General features: G+C 66.2%; 14 protein-coding genes and 1 riboswitch. Of the genes, 7 read left to right on the plus strand and 7 right to left on the minus strand.

Annotated features, from left to right (window positions below; genetic code table 11):
* Positions 1–6 precede the first annotated feature (6 nt).
* The gene (locus tag GGC30_RS00460; RefSeq protein ID WP_153921745.1) at positions 7–1446 is read right to left on the minus strand and encodes a YncE family protein; all 1440 of its coding nucleotides are present in this window, start codon (positions 1444–1446) and stop codon (positions 7–9) included.
* 3 nt (positions 1447–1449) lie between these two features.
* Positions 1450–1833, minus strand: a complete 384-nt coding sequence (locus GGC30_RS00465) for a DUF305 domain-containing protein (protein ID WP_228763506.1) — start codon at positions 1831–1833, stop codon at positions 1450–1452.
* 232 nt (positions 1834–2065) lie between these two features.
* Here GGC30_RS00465 and GGC30_RS00470 point away from each other — a divergent pair, with 232 nt between their 5' ends.
* Positions 2066–2725 carry an HPP family protein gene (locus GGC30_RS00470; RefSeq protein WP_153921752.1) on the plus strand — a complete coding sequence of 220 codons (660 nt, stop codon included), beginning with the start codon at positions 2066–2068 and terminating at the stop codon, positions 2723–2725.
* A 708-nt stretch (positions 2726–3433) separates the two neighbouring features.
* Here the strand turns inward: GGC30_RS00470 and GGC30_RS00475 are convergent.
* Positions 3434–3973: an arylesterase gene (locus tag GGC30_RS00475; protein ID WP_370451801.1), complete on the minus strand. Its 540-nt coding sequence runs from the start codon at positions 3971–3973 to the stop codon at positions 3434–3436.
* Positions 3974–4004: 31 nt separating this feature from the next.
* Between GGC30_RS00475 and GGC30_RS16395 the strand changes: the two genes are divergently transcribed.
* From GGC30_RS16395 to GGC30_RS00500, 6 genes are all read left to right on the plus strand, one after another.
* Positions 4005–4172, plus strand: a complete 168-nt coding sequence (locus GGC30_RS16395) for a hypothetical protein (RefSeq protein ID WP_228763507.1) — start codon at positions 4005–4007, stop codon at positions 4170–4172.
* A 41-nt stretch (positions 4173–4213) separates the two neighbouring features.
* Positions 4214–4906: an ABC transporter ATP-binding protein gene (locus tag GGC30_RS00480; protein WP_153921754.1), complete on the plus strand. Its 693-nt coding sequence runs from the start codon at positions 4214–4216 to the stop codon at positions 4904–4906.
* On the plus strand, positions 4903–7416 hold the full coding sequence (locus GGC30_RS00485; RefSeq protein WP_153921757.1) for an ABC transporter permease: 2514 nt from the start codon (positions 4903–4905) through the stop codon (positions 7414–7416). Before GGC30_RS00480 ends, GGC30_RS00485 begins: the two co-directional genes overlap by 4 nt.
* Before the next feature lie 74 nt (positions 7417–7490).
* A riboswitch (cobalamin riboswitch) is annotated at positions 7491–7699 on the plus strand.
* A gap of 107 nt (positions 7700–7806) precedes the next feature.
* Positions 7807–8793: a DUF1852 domain-containing protein gene (locus GGC30_RS00490; protein ID WP_153921760.1), complete on the plus strand. Its 987-nt coding sequence runs from the start codon at positions 7807–7809 to the stop codon at positions 8791–8793.
* Positions 8794–8822: 29 nt separating this feature from the next.
* Positions 8823–9884: a methionine synthase gene (locus GGC30_RS00495; RefSeq protein ID WP_153921762.1), complete on the plus strand. Its 1062-nt coding sequence runs from the start codon at positions 8823–8825 to the stop codon at positions 9882–9884.
* Entirely contained in the window at positions 9881–10675 is a 795-nt protein-coding gene (locus GGC30_RS00500) for an acyl-CoA thioesterase (protein WP_370451802.1), read from the plus strand. Before GGC30_RS00495 ends, GGC30_RS00500 begins: the two co-directional genes overlap by 4 nt.
* A 487-nt stretch (positions 10676–11162) precedes the next feature.
* Here the strand turns inward: GGC30_RS00500 and GGC30_RS00505 are convergent, their stop codons facing one another.
* The 4 genes from GGC30_RS00505 to GGC30_RS00520 all read right to left on the minus strand — a co-directional run bounded on the left by GGC30_RS00505 (position 11163) and on the right by GGC30_RS00520 (position 16035).
* Positions 11163–11729: a cytochrome c gene (locus GGC30_RS00505; RefSeq protein ID WP_153921765.1), complete on the minus strand. Its 567-nt coding sequence runs from the start codon at positions 11727–11729 to the stop codon at positions 11163–11165.
* Complete coding sequence (locus GGC30_RS00510; protein ID WP_153921768.1) at positions 11726–13012, minus strand: MFS transporter; 1287 nt, start codon at positions 13010–13012, stop codon at positions 11726–11728. Before GGC30_RS00510 ends, GGC30_RS00505 begins: the two co-directional genes overlap by 4 nt.
* A gap of 71 nt (positions 13013–13083) precedes the next feature.
* Positions 13084–15057 carry a PQQ-binding-like beta-propeller repeat protein gene (locus tag GGC30_RS00515; RefSeq protein WP_153921771.1) on the minus strand — a complete coding sequence of 658 codons (1974 nt, stop codon included), beginning with the start codon at positions 15055–15057 and terminating at the stop codon, positions 13084–13086.
* Positions 15058–15090: 33 nt separating this feature from the next.
* Complete coding sequence (locus GGC30_RS00520) at positions 15091–16035, minus strand: ThuA domain-containing protein (protein WP_153921774.1); 945 nt, start codon at positions 16033–16035, stop codon at positions 15091–15093.
* Positions 16036–16083: the final 48 nt, after the last annotated feature.

Below are 16083 nucleotides of genomic sequence, written 5' to 3' on the forward strand. Positions count from 1 at the left end.
CCGGTCCTATTCCGACTGTCTCTGGACGACCGGGCCGATCGCCTCGGGCGTTCCCGAGGCGATGACCAGCCAACGGCGGGGTGCGCCGGCGTCGGCGGCGACCACCTGACGGATCGGGCCCACGGCATTGACGACCGCGGACCCGGCCGGATTGGTCATAAACTTCGCCAGAGGCTGCAGCGTCCCCGATCCGTCCGCCGTCTCGGCGAAGGCGAGGACATAGGGCTTGCCGGGTTCGAGGCCTGCGGCGGCGATCTGCAGCATCTGCACCTGCCCCTGCTCGAACAGGGTCGCCTGCGACCGGGCGTCGTCCTCGCCTGTCAGAACGAGTTGATGCGAGGCGCGAGCGGTGCCCAGGGGCATGAGGTTGGCCCTGCCGTCACCCTCGGTGACCGCACGCGGCACATAGGTGACGCCCTGCGGTCCCTGACCTACCGGCACGGTGGCGATCACGCGATTGGCCAGGGTGTCGATGACCGCCACGCCGTCGCCATTCTCCAGTCCGACGTAGATCCGCGAGCCGTCGCCGGAGGGCCACAGACCGTGCGGCAGGGACCCCACCGCGATCGCGGTCACGGGGTCGAAGGTGTCGGTGCGGAAAACCTTGACAACGTTCTCGGTCCCCACCGTGACATAGGCGAACTGACCATCCCGATTTCGCACGATGTTGACGTGATTGGTCAGCGGGCCGGTGTCGAGCGTCTGAAGCACGGCGAACGGCGGACGGGCGTCGAACACCATCGTCTTGCCCACGTCCTTCAGCGTCATCCAGACCTGGTTCCCATCGGGCGTGGCGGCGATGTCTGGGCAGAACGGACTGGCCTGGGCCACCCGACCGACGATCTGACGGGTCGCGGTCTCGACCACGACTGTCTCGGGGCTGAAGCTGGAGCAGATGTAGGCGTAACGGCCGTCCGGCGAGAAGATGGTCATGCCTGGCCCGTTGGGCGTCTCGACCCGGGCGGTTTCCTGATAGGTCGCGGCGTCCAGCACCGAAATATAGGCCTCGCCCCGCACCGTGACCCAGACCTCTTTGCCGTCAGGCGTGAAGAAGGCCTCGTGCGGAGAGCGTCCGACATAGGTGGTGTGTTTGACGACGTTGGTGGCCGTGTCGATGAAGCTGACCGAGTTCGACCCGATCGAGACCACGGCGATCGTCTTGCCGTCCGGCGCCGCGCCGATGCCGTGGACCAGCAGCTGACCCCTGTAGAGCGGGCTGAGGTTGGCCGGGGTCGGCTCGCCGAGGGAGATCACGCCCAGAAGGCTGTTGGTCGAGGGATCGACCACCGAGACGGTGTTGGAGAACTGGTCGGCCGAATAGAACCGATCCTGGCCGCTGATCGGGATGGCGGGCGCCGCCGCCGCGCCGGGAACCTGATCGGCCAAGACCGGGGATGCCATCAGGGCAAGCGCCAGGACGAAGGGCGTCTTCGAAACGAAAGTCATGGGTCAGTGTCCGGTATGAGGTGCGGCGGGCGCGTTGGACGTCGGGCGGGTGGCCGAGCGGTCGAGGAAGGCTTGCATCAAGGCGATCTCCTGGGTCTGTTCGACGATGATCCCCTGGGCCAGACGGCGCATCGGCTCGTCCTTGCCGTAGGCGAGTTCGATCCGCGCCATGTCGACCGCGCCCTGATGGTGAGGGATCATCATGGCGGCGAAGTCGCGGTCAGGATCGCCGGTCGGCGCGATCGTCATGGCGGTGTGCATGCGCGACATGGCCTCGGCCATTTCCGTATCGAAGGGGGAGCGTGGCGTCTGGGCGAAGGCCATAAGTCCTGCGCCAAAGAGGGCGGCGACAGCCAACAGGCCGGTCAGTTTCAAGGAGGAGGTCATCATCGGGACTTTCGGTTCATCGCCATCCTGACGGTTGGACAATCGACCATCCAACGGAGATTGTTGCTGAGAACGTTCGCGACCGCCGAACGATCCATCTGTTTTTCCGGCGCGAGCGGGCTAGGTTGCGCCCATGACCCTGGATCAACTCCGCATCTTCGCCATGACCGAGGTCAAGCATTGCAGACGGGCAATCCCTGTGTGAAACGCCCAACGAACGCAGGAAGTCGCCATGCAGCTATTCCGACCCATCCTGCCCGGCACGACCATCATCGATCGTGTTGTCGCCTGCATCGGAGCCCTAATCGGGATAGGGGCGACCGGGCTCGCCGCTCGATGGATACTGGGACCGGACAGCCCAGCATCCTTGGTGATGGTCGCATCGATGGGAGCCTCCGCCGTTCTCGTCTTCGCCGTTCCCGCAAGCCCTCTTGCACAGCCTTGGCCTGTGCTCGGCGGCAATGTTGTTTCGGCCGCCGTTGGCGTGGCGGTCGCCCACCTGCTCGCCGACCCCATGCTCGGTGCAGGAATCGCGGTCGGAGCGGCCATCGCGATGATGTCGCTTCTTCGCTGTCTACATCCGCCAGGCGGGGGAACGGCTCTGATCCCGGTTATTGCCGGCGTCGGCGCACCAGCGGCGACGTGGTTGTTTCCTTTTTTGCCGGTCGCGCTCAACGCCGCGTTTTTGATTGGCTTCGCCTGGCTCTTCCACCGCTTCTCGGGGCACCGTTACCCGAGGGTCGTCCAAGTCGCGACAGCACCAACATTCTCAATCAACGACGACGACATCGCCTACGCACTCTCGCAAATGCACGAGCCTCTGGACGTAAATCCAGGCGACCTCCGCATCATTGCAACATTGGCTGCCGAGCACGCGCGACGTCGCAGGTGAAACGTCCGTCAACTCCCTAACGCTGCACGCGTCTGCTTTGAAGAAGGGCAGCCTCGAACCGAGGCTGCCTCGATGAAGCGGACCTTTCGAACGTCTCAAAGGAGTCATGAGCCGACGCACTGACGCCGCTGAGTTATCCACAGAAGCGATTGGGACCTTAAATCGGACGAACAACCAACACCGTGGGCTACTGCCTCTGCAACACTAATGGGGTCAGAGATCGCAACGGCCGCCTAGGCAAGAAGCGGCGAAAATCTTATTCGCTACAGCATGTTATTCGTGCAACAGATGCCGAACTCGTGCCATCTGCGAAATAGAACGGGCCATGTGGTGCCATCATGGCCGGGCTCGCACCTCGAAGTCGAGAGTCCAACGCTCGTTTCCCGCTCGGCGAAGATCGGTCATGCGCGCGGCGATTTGGCGATCCAAGCCGTCGAGCAGAGCCTTGCCGCCGCCGACTGAAGCAATCCGCATTCGTCTGCCAGAATGGGCCGCTTTCGCCCTTCAGCGTGAAGCGCAGATGCAAGGTGTCGTTGGCTTTGAGCATAGGTTGCTCGGACATGAGTCGTTTCAGAGAAAAATAGGCCCCGTCGCACAGGGCGACGAGGCCGAAAGCCTGTTTGGGAGGAAACGCCCAGGAAGGACAAACCCGAATGGCGATGGGAGACTGGGGGTTCAAGGGCGATCCCATGACCTTCGCCGCCTGCCTTAACCCCCAGACAGTGCAGCCGCCACGACCGGCGCCAAGCCGTCGGCGATGATGCGCACCCCTTGGGCGTTGGGATGGATGCCGTCGGGCTGGTTGTAACGGCGATCCAGGGCAACCCCTTCCAGTAGGAAGGGATAGGTCGGAACATCTTCGTTGCGCTCCAGGTCCGCGAAGATGCGGTCGAATTCGGCGGTGTAGGCGCCGTACTGGGGCGGAGCCTTCATCCCCGCGAGCAGGACGGGAATATCGCGCGCCTTCAGCGAGGCGATGATCGCCTCCAGATTGGATCGGACCGTTTTGGGATCGACGCCCTGGAGCATGTCATTGCCCCCCAGGGCCACGATGCACAGGTCGGTGTCGTCCTGGACGCTGTAGCCGACCCGGGCCAGTCCGCCGCCGGTCGTGTCGCCCGAAACCCCGGCGCCGCGAACCCTCACCCGGAGCCCCTTTGCCCTCAACGCCTGTTCCAGGCGCACAGGCAGAGCCTCGGCCGAAGGCAGGCCGAAGCCGGCGGTGATGGAATCGCCCAACAGGGTCACGATTTTTTCGGGTCCGTCCGAAGGTGCAGCCGTGGGTGAAGGCGACACCGAGGGCTCAGCCGGCACCTTTGACGTGTCCTCTTTCGAGGCGCTGCATCCGGCAAGGACTAGCCCCACCCCTCCGGTCAAGAGCGTGCGGCGGCGGATGGGCGGCATGGGCGAACTGGGCTTTGGAGTCATGATCTACACCCCCATATAGGGACCAGCTTTCCTCCTCCCAATCCAGCAGGCGACATATCGATGGCTTCAGCCGCTCCGCTCGTCCTCGACGGCGTCGTCCTCACCCTGCCCTCGGCGGCAGGACCCGTGGAAATCCTTCGTGGCGTGGACCTGGTCGTAGCGCCGGGCGAGACGGTAGCGATCGTCGGCCCCTCCGGATCGGGCAAATCCTCGCTGATCTCCATCGCCGCAGGGCTGGAAACCCCGACTCGAGGCCGAGCCATGCTGTTCGGTCAGGATATGGCCGCGCTGGGCGAGGACGGCCGCGCCCGCCTGCGTCTGGGGCGCGCCGCTCTGGTTTTTCAAAGCTTCCACCTCCTGCCCAATATGACGGCCGAGGAAAATGTGTCCGCGCCGCTGGAGTTGGCCAACAGACCGGGGGCAGTGGCCTTGGCGCGCAGCTGGCTGGAGCGGGTCGGCCTGGGCGCCCGGCGGTCGCATTATCCTCATCAGATGTCCGGCGGCGAGCAGCAGCGCGTCGCCCTGGCCCGCGCCCTGGCGATCGGCCCGGAGCTTCTCTTCGCTGACGAACCGACCGGAAATCTGGACGGGACCAACGGTGCCCTGGTCGCCGACTTGCTGTTCGACCTGGTTGGCGACAGCGGCGCCGCCCTTGTCATGGTGACCCACGACGACCGTCTCGCCGCGCGTGCGGATCGGATCGTGACGATGCGCGACGGCCAGGTCGTCGCCCCGGCGCAGGCCTCTGCATGAGGCTCGCCTTCCGCTTCGCCCGCCGCGAACTCCGTTCCGGAATTGCGGGATTCCGTATCTTTCTGGCCTGTCTGGCGCTGGGCGTGGCGGCAATCGCCGCCTCGGGATCGACCGCAGAGGCCTTCCGCCAAGGGCTGGCCAGTCAGGCGCGGGAGATTCTCGGCGGCGACGTGGTGTTCAGCCTCGACCAAGGCCGGTTCAGCCCTGACCAACGCGCCGCCTTCGCCGCCCTGGGGCCCGTGGCCTATTCTGTGCGAGTCAACGGCATGGCCGAAACCGGAACCGGCCAGCGTCGTCTGGTCGATATGCGCGGGGTCGACGCCGCCTATCCCTTGGTCGGCGCGGTCAAACTGTCGGGCGCCCCTGATCTGGCCACGGCCTTGCGCGTCGAGAACGGCATAGCGGGGGCCGTCGTCGAACAGGGCCTGCTGGACCGATTGAATCTCAAGCTCGGCGACACCTTCACCGTCGGCGGCGCGCGGTACGTCGCCCGCGCCGTCCTTCTGGCCGAACCTGACCGACTTGGCCGGGGCTTTGCGCTCGGGCCGCGCGTGGTGACGACGGTTCCCGCCATCGAACAGGCCGGCCTGCTCGCGCCCGGCGGCCTGTTTGGCGAGGCGGTGCGCATCGCCCTTCCCGCCGGCGTCGATCCCAAGACCGCCATCACAAGCATCGAAAAACAGTTTCCACAGAGTCGGCTTGAAGCCCGGGATCGGTCGGAGGCCGCCGCCGGCGCTGGACGGCTGATCGATCAGCTGGAGTATTTCCTGGGTTTCATCGGTCTGGCGTCCCTGGTGGCTGGAGGACTCGGTGTCGGGGGCGCTGTCTCGGCCTATCTTGAGGGGCGCAAACCGTCGATCGCGACGCTGAAGGCTCTGGGTGCCGAGGGCGGGCTGATCCGCGACATCTATCTGATCCAGATCGGCGTGTTGGCCGCCGTCGGGGTCGCTATCGGGCTGTTGATCGGGGCCGTCTCACCGCTGGTCATCGGCGTGCTGGCGAAGGACAGCCTGCCCATCCCCGCCCTCTTTGCGGTCTATCCGGCGCCTCTGGTTAACGCCGGAACATTCGGCCTTTTGGCGGCCGCCGCCTTCGCGCTCGCGCCCCTAGCCCGCGCCCGCGCCACACCGCCTTCCGCCTTGTTCCGTCGCCAGCTCACCGACCGACCCGTCCTCGGCGTCGAACTGGTCTTTGCTGTCCTGGCCGCGATCGGACTGGCGGGTCTGGCTCTTTGGACCGCACCGTCGAAACTTGCTGCGGCCGCCTTGATCGGCGGAACGGTCGTCGCCTTCGCCCTTCTGTGGGCGCTCGGCCGTGCGGCGGCCTTTTTGGCCGGGCGTTTGAGACGACACGCCGGCGGCGCGGTGCGGCTGGGGCTGGCCAATCTCGCCGGCCCGCGCTCGGCGGCGCGCACCGCCTCCCCCGCCATCGGCCTGGGTGTCGCGCTTTTGGCGATGGTGGTCCTGATCCAGTCCAGCCTGCTGGGCCAGATCACCGAGGTCGCACCACGATCAGCCCCATCCATCGTCTTCACGGAAATCCCCGCCGATCGCGGCGCCGCATTCGATGCGGCGGTGGCGAAGGTGATGGCGACGCCCGGACCGGATCGCTATCGGCGCCTTCCCCTGCTGACCGGGCGGATCGTGCGGTTGAAGGGCGCGCCGGTCGATGTGGACGCCCTGCCTCAAGGCGAACGCTGGGCCTTCGATCAGGACATTCTTCTCTCCGCCTTGGCCGGCGCGCCGGACGATGCGAATGTCGTGTCCGGCGAATGGTGGTCCGCCGACTACGCCGGTCCGCCTCAGATCGCCCTCTCGCAAGATCTGGCCAAGGCCGCCGATCTCAAGGTGGGCGACAGCCTGACCCTGCAACTGCTGGGCCGCAAGATGGACGTGCGCATCGCCGCCCTTCGTCGCACCGAGCCGGGCGGGTTCGGGACCAACTTCATGCTCGTCCTCAACGCCGCCGCCATCGAGGGCGCCAATCCGCGCAGCGTCGCTATCGCCCGCGCCTCCCGCGCCGAAGAACGAGTCCTGACCCAGGCGCTGGGCGCAGACTTCCGAGAGGTGAACATCATCAGCGTCCGCGAGCAGCTTGAGGCCGCCGCCACCCTGTTCGACCGCCTCGCCCTGGCCATTCGCGGGGCCGCGGCCGTCGCCGGTCTCGCGGGCCTGCTCGTTCTTATCGGAGCTATTGCGGCGGGCGTGCGCGAGCGGGCGCGCGAGGCCGCCGTCCTCAAGGTGCTGGGCGGCTCCCACGCCCAGATCCTGAGCGCCTACCTCGTTGAATACAGCCTGGTCGGCGCCATCGCCGGTCTGGCCGGCCTCCTTCTCGGCGCCGCCGGCGCCTGGCCTGTCGTGATCCTCGCGTTCAAGGCGACATGGAGTGTGGACTGGACCGGCGTCGTTCTTCTTCTCACCAGCGCCACGGGCGTCGCGGCTCTGGGCGGCGGTGTGGCGGCCCTGCACGCCCTGTCGCGACGCCCGGCGCCGGTTCTTCGGTCGGATTGACGACGGCTAGGCGAACGCCGGCCAAACACATAAGGATATCCTTATGGGTTTCTTGACTTCGGCGTCGAGTGCGGGTCTCATGAACAGGTCGAGGTTCTGCGCGTCGCTTCCGGGCGATGCGGGGCTAAGAGGGAAGCCGGTGTGATGCCGGCGCTGCCCCCGCAACTGTGAGCGGCGAGCCGAAGGTCCATTTCGTGTCACTGACGTCTTCGGACGTTGGGAAGGCCGGGCCCGAAGCCGTGACCCGTGAGCCAGGAGACCTGCCCCGACAGATAACGTCCTCCGGCGGGGTGTCCGGTCAGGTCGCATGAACGCCGCGACGGGACGACTGCGCGCGAGCGGTCGCGCGTCCCTGTCCGCTGTCTCGCCACAGCATCAACGGCAGAGACCATGGCGAGCACCGACTTCACATTCAGGATCAAGCGGACCGCGCTCGACGAAGACTATCGGCCCGCCGAGACGACGAGGATCACCACCAATTTCGCGAACCTGGCGCGAGGCGAGAGCCGCCGGGACAATCTGCGCAACACCCTGCGGATGATCGACAACCGCTTCAACTCGCTGGCGCACCACGACAATCCGAGGGGCGATCGCTATGCACTGGAGCTTCAGATCGTCTCGGTCGAGTTGAGTCTTTGCTCGGAGCGCGACGACGCCTTTCCGCTGATCGAAATCCTGCAAACGACGATCATCGACAAGGAGACGAACCGGCGGATTGAGGGGGTCGTGGGCAACAACTTCTCCTCCTATGTCCGTGACTACGACTTCAGCGTAGTCCTGCCCGAACACCTGAAGGCGCATCCGAACGGCGGCGTGCCGGATGATTTCGGCGATCTGCACGGCAAGCTGTTCCGGCACTTTCTGACGTCGCGCGCCTATCGCGACAACTTCGCCAAGGCACCGGTCATCTGCCTCAGCGTCTCAAGCAACAAGACCTATCATCGCACCGGCTTCGACCATCCCGTGTTGGGCCTGGAATACGCCAACGACGCCTTCTCGCCGACCGACCGGTATTTCGAGAAGATGGGGATGAAGGTCCGCTACTTCATGCCACCGGGCAGCGTGGCGCCGTTCGCCCTGTACCATATCGGCGACCTGACCGGCGGCTACACCGACCTCGAACTGGCCAGCACCATCGCCACGATGGAGACCTTCCAGAAGATCTATCGGCCCGAAATCTACAACGCCAACTCCCCGGCGACCGAGCAGTATCAGCCCAGCCTGAAGGCGCAGGACTATTCGCTGACCCGCATCGTCTACGACCGCGACGAGCGCAGTCGGCTGGCCGTCGAGCAGGGCCGTTTCGTCGAGGAGCGGTTCATCAAGCCGCACCGCGCCCGTCTCGACCAATGGTCGGCCGCCTTCGCCGCCGCCTGATCAGTTTCCAGATTTCAGAGTCTCCCCTCATGAAAACCCTTCTCCCGACCTCGACCGCCGGCAGCCTGCCCAAACCCGTCTGGCTGGCCGAGCCCGAGACGCTCTGGTCGCCTTGGAAGCTGCAAGGCGATGACCTGATCGAGGCCAAGCGTGACGCCCTGCGCCTGTCGCTGGACGATCAGCGCCGGGCCGGCATCGACATCGTCAGCGACGGCGAACAGACCCGCCAGCATTTCGTCACGACCTTCATCGAACACCTCGACGGCGTCGATTTCGAGAACCGCAAGACCATGCGAATCCGCAATCGCTATGACGCCAGCGTCCCGGTGGTCGTGGGCGCCGTCAGCCGTCCGAAATCGGTCTTCGTCGAGGACGCCAAGTTCCTGCGCGCCCAGACCGACCAGCCGATCAAATGGGCGTTGCCCGGGCCGATGACGATGATCGACACCCTGTATGACGACCATTACGGCAGCCGCGAAAAACTGGCCTGGGAGTTCGCCAAGATCCTCAATGAGGAGGCCCGCGAACTGGAGGCCGCCGGCGTCGACATCGTCCAGTTCGACGAGCCCGCCTTCAACGTCTTCTTCGACGAGGTGAACGACTGGGGCGTGGCGACCCTGGAGAGGGCGGCCGAGGGGCTGAGGTGCGAAACGGCGGTCCACATCTGCTACGGCTACGGCATCAAGGCCAACACCGACTGGAAGAAGACGCTCGGCTCGGAATGGCGGCAGTACGAAGAGGCCTTCCCCAAGCTTCGGACCTCCAGCATCGACATCATCTCGCTCGAGGCCCAGAACTCGCGCGTGCCGATGGATCTGATCGAACTGATCCGGGGCAAGAAGGTGATGGTCGGCGCCATCGACGTCGCGACCGACACGATCGAAACGCCCGAAGCGGTGGCCGACACCCTGCGAAAGGCGCTTCAGTTTGTGGACGCCGACAAGCTCTATCCGGCCACCAACTGCGGCATGGCGCCCCTGTCGCGCCGGGTCGCTAATGGCAAGCTGCGCGCCTTGAGCGCCGGCGCCGAGATCGTGCGCGAGGAGCTGTCCCGCGACCTCTACTACGGCGCGGAAAGGTGCGAGCCGTGAGGGTTCGCCTGATCGACATGGTGTTCCCCGGCGACGCCAACCACCATGGCACCCTGTTCGGCGGCGTCGGTCTGGCCCATCTCGACAAGGTCGCCTTTCTGGCCGCCAGCCGTCATGCGCGACGGGCCGTCGTCACGGCGGGATGCGAGCGGATCGACTTCGCGGCGCCGGCCCGTATCGGCGAGATGGTCGAGGCGGTCGGCCGCGTCGTTCGGATCGGCCGGTCCTCTCTGGGCGTCGAAGTCGAACTGCACGCCGAAAGCCTGCTCAGCGGCGAGCGCCGTTTGTGCACGCGCGGGGCCTTCAACATGGTCGCGCTGAGGCCGGCGGACGATGATCAACCGTTGGCGCCCCTCGATAAGGCAGGCGAGGCGGACGATGGCTGGCTGAGGACCGCGGAGATGGTCTTTCCCGGCACGACCAACCACTACGGCACCCTGTTCGGCGGCGATGCACTCAAGCTTATGGGTAAAGCCGCCTTCGTCACGGCGACCCGCCATGCGCGCGAAGTCATGGTCATGGCAGCGACCAACCGTATCGACTTCAAGGCCCCGATCGACGGCGGCGACATGGTCGAACTGGTCTCGCGCGTGAAGATGGTTGGGCGAAGCGCCCTCTCGGTCGAGGTGCAACTCTGGGCAGAACGCCTCCTGACAGGAGAACGGCGACGCTCGACCACGGCCGAGTTCGTCATGGTGGCCGTCGATGACGCGGGAAGGCCAAAGGCGATCAAAAGCAAGTCGACTTCAGATGTGGTTGGCGGCGATAGACGGTGGTCTCGGATGCGCTAACAGCCGACATTGGTAGTCCGTCGGCATGGGACATTCGCGAACGTTGGCGCATGTCGAAAAATTGGTACTGGGCCGAGGTCCGCATCCGAGTCAAAAGTCGCCACATCTCCGTCGCGGGCATTTTGACATTTCCAATAGGTTAGCCGCGATTTCTCCCGGTTGCGCGAGCGTCGGGCACCAAGAGATTAATCGCCCCGACCGCGCGGCACTGCTTTCGAGCGCGGCAGGCTAGCAGAGCCTAGGCCGAGAGCCGGCGAAGCGTGATCGGCCCAAGGGTTCGGTCGCTGACCAGGGCGATGCCATGCGAGGCGGCCTTGCCGCGTACCCCAGCCTCCGTGCGCCCCATTTCCGCGGCGATCGCCTTCGCGCGTCATCGCTTGCCCGCGAGACGGGCCAGCTGTTCGACTTCCTGGTCGCTCCACTTCTCGGCCTGAGGAGGGGCCGGTCTAGGCGAGACATCATACCCCATGGCGAAACTCCGAAACGATCAGCGCGGCGGCAGTTCGCGGGTGAGATAGGCGTGGACCGTCTGCAGGTCCTCATCGCTGGCTTCGAGGCCCAGACCGATCATCCGCCCGATGATCTCCGACCAGCCGTCCGCAGTCCGCCCCTTGGCCGTAACCATCCCGATCGCGTGGCAGCTCGTGCAAACGCGCTGGACCGTCTCGCGCCCTGGCCCGGCCGGCAGTCCCGCGCGCACGATCGCGGCAGGCGGCGGCGAAGCCGGGGATTGCGGCGCCGGCGCGGGCGGCGGCGTCGCCCCCTTGACCTGAGGCGCGGCGGTTGGCGCCGCAACGGCCGGGGTCGACATTGCGGTCGGCAACTCGGTGGCTATGGTCTCGGCTGCGGCCGGCGCCGCCGGCGTCGCGGCGACTTCGACAGGCACTGCGGCGGGAGGGGGCGCCGGGTGATTGTTGTAAGCGTTGACCGCCGCCTCGCGGTTCCTGGCCTCGGCGGACTCGGACTGTCCGCATCCTGCCAGGGTCAGGGCGGTCGTTAGCGCGATGATCGTCACGGGCATGACGCGGCCGACGGAAGTTTGGATGCCGATCATCCTTCAATCCTCTCAACTTTACCGACTATGAAGGTGTAGGACACGGCCCCCAGCAGGGCCATGACGCCGATGAAGGCCAGGCCGCCCAAGAACGACCCCGTGGCGGCGACGATGAAGCCGATCAGCATCGGCGTGATGATGCCGGCCAAGTTGGTGCAGAAGTTGAACACCCCGGCCGTCAGGCCAACCAGACGTTTGGGCGCGACGTCTGAAATCAGGGTCCAGCCTAGGTTCGACATCCCCTGCCCGAAGAAGGCGACCGACATCACGGCGACGACAAGGGCGTCGCTCTTGATGAAGGCGGCGAGGATGATCGTGGACGACAGCAGCAGCCCGCCCACGATGGGCAGTTTGCGGCCGAAGGTCGCCGAACCGCTCTTTTTGACAAGATAGTCCGACAACTGCCCGCCGATCAGGACGCCGACCGAGGCGGCGATGAAGGGCAGGACTGCGACCCAGCCGACTTTAAGCCAGGGCATGCCGCGCTCGACCGCCAGATAGGTGGGGAACCAGGTGAGGAAGAAGACGAGCGTGGCGTTGGTGGCGAATTGGCCGATCGAGGCTCCCAGGATCTGGCGCTTGCTCAACAGCCAGCCGACATCCTTCCACGAGAAGGGCGACCGCTCCGTCGGCGCCACGCCGCCGCCGGCGGTGATGTGATCCAGCTCGGCCTGGTTGGCGGCGCGGCTGTGATGCGGGTCGCGATAGACGATGTACCAGAGGCCGGCGAAGGCCAGCCCGACCGCGCCGGCGATGATGAACAGGCTTCTCCAGCCCCAGGACGCGGTGATCCAGAACAGGACCGGACTGAGGAAGGCGATGCCGGAATACATGCCGACGGTGTAGACGCTGTTGGCCCGCGCGCGTTCATGCTGGGGGAACCAGCTGACCAGGATGCGGCTGTTCGCCGGAAAACAGGGCGCCTCGGCCGCGCCCAGCAGGAAGCGGAAGCCCAGAAGCGTGGCCAGTCCCGTGGCGAAGCCCTGCAGCAGCGTGAACAGCGACCAGAGCCCGACGGACAGGAAGTAGGTCACCCGCACGCCGAACCGGTCCAGGAAGATGCCGCCCGGGATCTGCGCCAGCGCATAGCTCCACGAGAAGACCGAGAACAGAATGCCCATGGTCGCCGCCCCGATGCCCAGCTCGGCGGTCATCGAGGGAGCCGCGACGCTTAGCAGCGAGCGGTCCAGATAGTTGATCATCGTCCCGGTGGCGATCAGGGCGAGGACGCCGTATCTCACCGAGGTCTTGCGGGCCGGGACGACCGAAGCGGAGCTGTCCATGGGTAATCCTTTCGATGGGACCCGGGCGGGTCCGGATGCGCGCGCCATCCGACGATGGCGCGCGCCGGCGATCAGGGCAGGACGAAGGCGTTCAGGGTGTCGGACATGTGCTTGGAGCCGACCGCCGTCCCGCCGGCGCCGACCACCACGACGTATTGTTTGCCGTCCTTGCCGAGATAGGTGATCGGCGTCGAATGGGCGCTGGCCTCCAGCTCGACCGACCAGAGCTGGCGGCCGGTCCGCGTGTCGAAGGCGCGGAACTGGCGGTCGTTGCTGGCGCCGATGAAGGCCAGGCCGCTGGCGGTCTGGATGTTGCCGCCGAGGTTGCGCGATCCGGTTTCTGCGCCGGCGTCGCCCAGGCCGGGGGTCGAGCCGAGGGGCGCGCGCCAGACGATCTCGCCCTTGTTGATGTCGACGGCGACCAGCTCGCCCCACGGGGTCGGCGTGCACGGCAGGACCGTATTGGCGTCCACGCGGTAGTTGAAGCCCGACTGGACGATGGCCGGGGGAACCGCTGCGGCGCCGCCGGCGCCCGGAGCCGGCGCGGCCCCGCGCGGTCTCGGCATGAAGCCAGCGCCGGCCGGGCCGGCCGCCCGGTACTGCCCCATGTTCTGGACGTTGACGATGAACAGACCCGACTGCGGGCTGTACGACGGGCCGCCCCAGTTCGGGCCGCCGAGCGTAGACGGGAAGCTGAGGGTGCCGGTCGTCAGCGACGGACGGCCGTAAAGGCCGGTGACCTTGATGGTGTTCTGGTCCCAGAAGGTCGTGCAGTAGGCGTACTGCTCGGGCGTGATGTTGGGGATTTCGTCGCGCGTCATCGTCGTGCGCGCCAAAGGACCGGGGCGCGCCGGGATCGGCTGGGTCGGCCAGGCCTGGTCGTTGGGGTCGTCGCTGCGCGGCGTCGGTTGCTCGGTCACCTCATGCAGGGGGCGGCCGGTCAAGCGGTCGAACACGAACAAAAGGCTCTGCTTGCCGGTCAGGGCGATGGCGGGCGTCGTTGTTCCGTCCGCCGCCTTGAAGTCCACCAGCACCGGCGGCGTCGGCATGTCCCAGTCCCACAGATCCTTATGGGTGATCTGCTTGAACCATTTCAGCTCTCCGGTCGCCGCATCCAGGGCCAGCAGGCTGTTGGAATAGAGTTCGGGGCCGGCGGCGCGGCCGTTCAGATCGCCGACGGGCGCAAAGACGATCCCGTTCGCCTCGTCCACCGTCATGGTGGACCAGACGTTGGCGCCGCTGCGATCCTTCCACTCGTCGCCGGTATAGGTCTCGTGGTTGGCTTCGCCCGGCTGCGGCACGGTGTGGAAGCTCCAGACCAGCGCCCCGGTCCTGGCGTCCCAGGCCCGGATGTCGCCGCGCGGCCCGGGCGGCCCCGCTTCGCCGGGACGCGATCCGGTGATGACCAGGTTCTTGTAGATTGAGGCCGGGTTCGGGATGGTCCAGGTGTCGCGTCGGCTTTCTCCCACGGTCTCGGAAGCGACGCCCTCATAGGCGTCGATCGCCCCGTCCTGGCCGAAGCCCGCCGCAACCTGGCCGGTTTTCATGTCCAGGGCCATCAGATAGCCCTGGTCGGTCGCGAAGAAGAGGCGCGGTCCGACATCGCCTTCGCCGGGCCAGTAGGCTAGGCCGCGGCCGTGGATGTTGCGCGGCGACTCATATTTCCAGAGCACCTTGCCGGTCTCGGGCTCCAGGGCCGTGACGGTCGACTTCAGATCCGGCTTCGCCGGATTGGTCGGGGTCGAGACATACATGACGCCATCGATGATCAGCGGCGTGACCTCCCAGCGATAATCCAGGCCGCGGTCGCCGTTGTCGTCGGTTCCGCCGCCATAGTTGAAGGTCCAGGCGCGCTTGAGGGTGGCGACGTTGTCCGGCGTGATCTGGGTCAGGGGCGAGAAGTTGGTGCTGCCCGGATTCTGCCCGTAGCTGCGCCACTGATCGCGCTCGGTCGTCTGGGCCAGAGCGCTGGCGCCGGACATCAGCAGTGCGGCCAGGCCGAGCCCTGCGATACGGCATGGGCGTGTCATTGCGGCGGTCGTCATGGTGTCGTTTCCTCTGTCTTTTCTATTTTTTGATCAGGACCGGGGATCCAGCGGGATCGGCGTGTCGACGAGGCCCAGCGCCCATTTGATGCCGCCCAGATAGAGGGCCTGGACGGCGGGATCGTCCCAGGGCTCGTCCAGATGGCCAAGGGACGAGACGAAGACACGGCCTTGGCCGTAGGGCTTGGCCCAGACGACCGGGAAGTCGCCGTCGGGTCGGCGCGCCAGCTGTTCGGGCGTCAGGCGCGCGGGATCCAGGCGGATGATGGTGTGGACGTCGCCCCGGTCATAGGGCGCTTTCAGATAGGGAAACTGGTCGGAAAACTCGGTCGGAAACTGTTCGGCTCCCGGGAAGGCCCGGTCCTGCACGATCAGGCCGGTCGGCTGGACCGGAAACTCGCCATCCATGAAGCCGCCGATCATCTCGCCGTATTCGGGCCAGTTGTAGAAGGCGACGGTGGCGGCGTGCCCGGCGATGAAACCCTTGCCTTCGCTGACGAAGGCCAGAAGGTCCGCCTTCTGAGCGTCGCTGAGCGTGCCCTCCCCGCTGCCCAGGAAGAAGATGGCGTCGAAGTCGTTCAGATTGCGCGCATTGACCGAGCGACCGCTGTAGCGCGCGCCGACGCCCACGATGGGCTCACGCGTGATCAACTGGGAATCCGTTCTCAGGAAGGCGACGTAGAAACCGCTCTCGCGCCCCAACCGCTCGATCGTCGCCATCGCATGATTGATGGAGTTGTGCTGGAAACCGGTCTGCACATCGGCGACGACCAGAAGCTTTTTCTTGCCGACATAGGGGTCGGGCAGTCCCCGCATCGGCGGCCCGGACGTCGCCGCGGGCGGCGCGGACGGAACCGGCGTCTGGCCTGACGCCTGGCCTGACTCCTGACCCGAGGCCTGGGCGAGCGCCGCCGTCGCCAGGGCGAGCGACGCCGCAAGGATCGTTCCCGACACGAAGGATCTGACAAGATTACGCATGGTGTTTCACTTTGCAGGGCGATCCGCCCGGGCGACGCAGCCCGGGCG

The organism is Brevundimonas sp. SPF441 (assembly GCF_009661015.1).
Lineage (GTDB): Bacteria > Pseudomonadota > Alphaproteobacteria > Caulobacterales > Caulobacteraceae > Brevundimonas > Brevundimonas vesicularis.

What these genes read in the sequence shown, in the direction of transcription:
- GGC30_RS00495 (WP_153921762.1), top strand. Translation starts at nt 8,823, where the DNA reads ATGAAAACCCTTCTCCCGACCTCGACCGCCGGCAGCCTGCCCAAACCC.
- GGC30_RS00515 (WP_153921771.1), bottom strand. Translation starts at nt 15,057, where the DNA reads ATGACGACCGCCGCAATGACACGCCCATGCCGTATCGCAGGGCTCGGC.
- GGC30_RS00460 (WP_153921745.1), bottom strand. Translation starts at nt 1,446, where the DNA reads ATGACTTTCGTTTCGAAGACGCCCTTCGTCCTGGCGCTTGCCCTGATG.
- GGC30_RS00520 (WP_153921774.1), bottom strand. Translation starts at nt 16,035, where the DNA reads ATGCGTAATCTTGTCAGATCCTTCGTGTCGGGAACGATCCTTGCGGCG.
- GGC30_RS00485 (WP_153921757.1), top strand. Translation starts at nt 4,903, where the DNA reads ATGAGGCTCGCCTTCCGCTTCGCCCGCCGCGAACTCCGTTCCGGAATT.
- GGC30_RS00470 (WP_153921752.1), top strand. Translation starts at nt 2,066, where the DNA reads ATGCAGCTATTCCGACCCATCCTGCCCGGCACGACCATCATCGATCGT.
- GGC30_RS00480 (WP_153921754.1), top strand. Translation starts at nt 4,214, where the DNA reads ATGGCTTCAGCCGCTCCGCTCGTCCTCGACGGCGTCGTCCTCACCCTG.
- GGC30_RS00490 (WP_153921760.1), top strand. Translation starts at nt 7,807, where the DNA reads ATGGCGAGCACCGACTTCACATTCAGGATCAAGCGGACCGCGCTCGAC.
- GGC30_RS00505 (WP_153921765.1), bottom strand. Translation starts at nt 11,729, where the DNA reads ATGATCGGCATCCAAACTTCCGTCGGCCGCGTCATGCCCGTGACGATC.
- GGC30_RS00465 (WP_228763506.1), bottom strand. Translation starts at nt 1,833, where the DNA reads ATGACCTCCTCCTTGAAACTGACCGGCCTGTTGGCTGTCGCCGCCCTC.
- GGC30_RS00510 (WP_153921768.1), bottom strand. Translation starts at nt 13,012, where the DNA reads ATGGACAGCTCCGCTTCGGTCGTCCCGGCCCGCAAGACCTCGGTGAGA.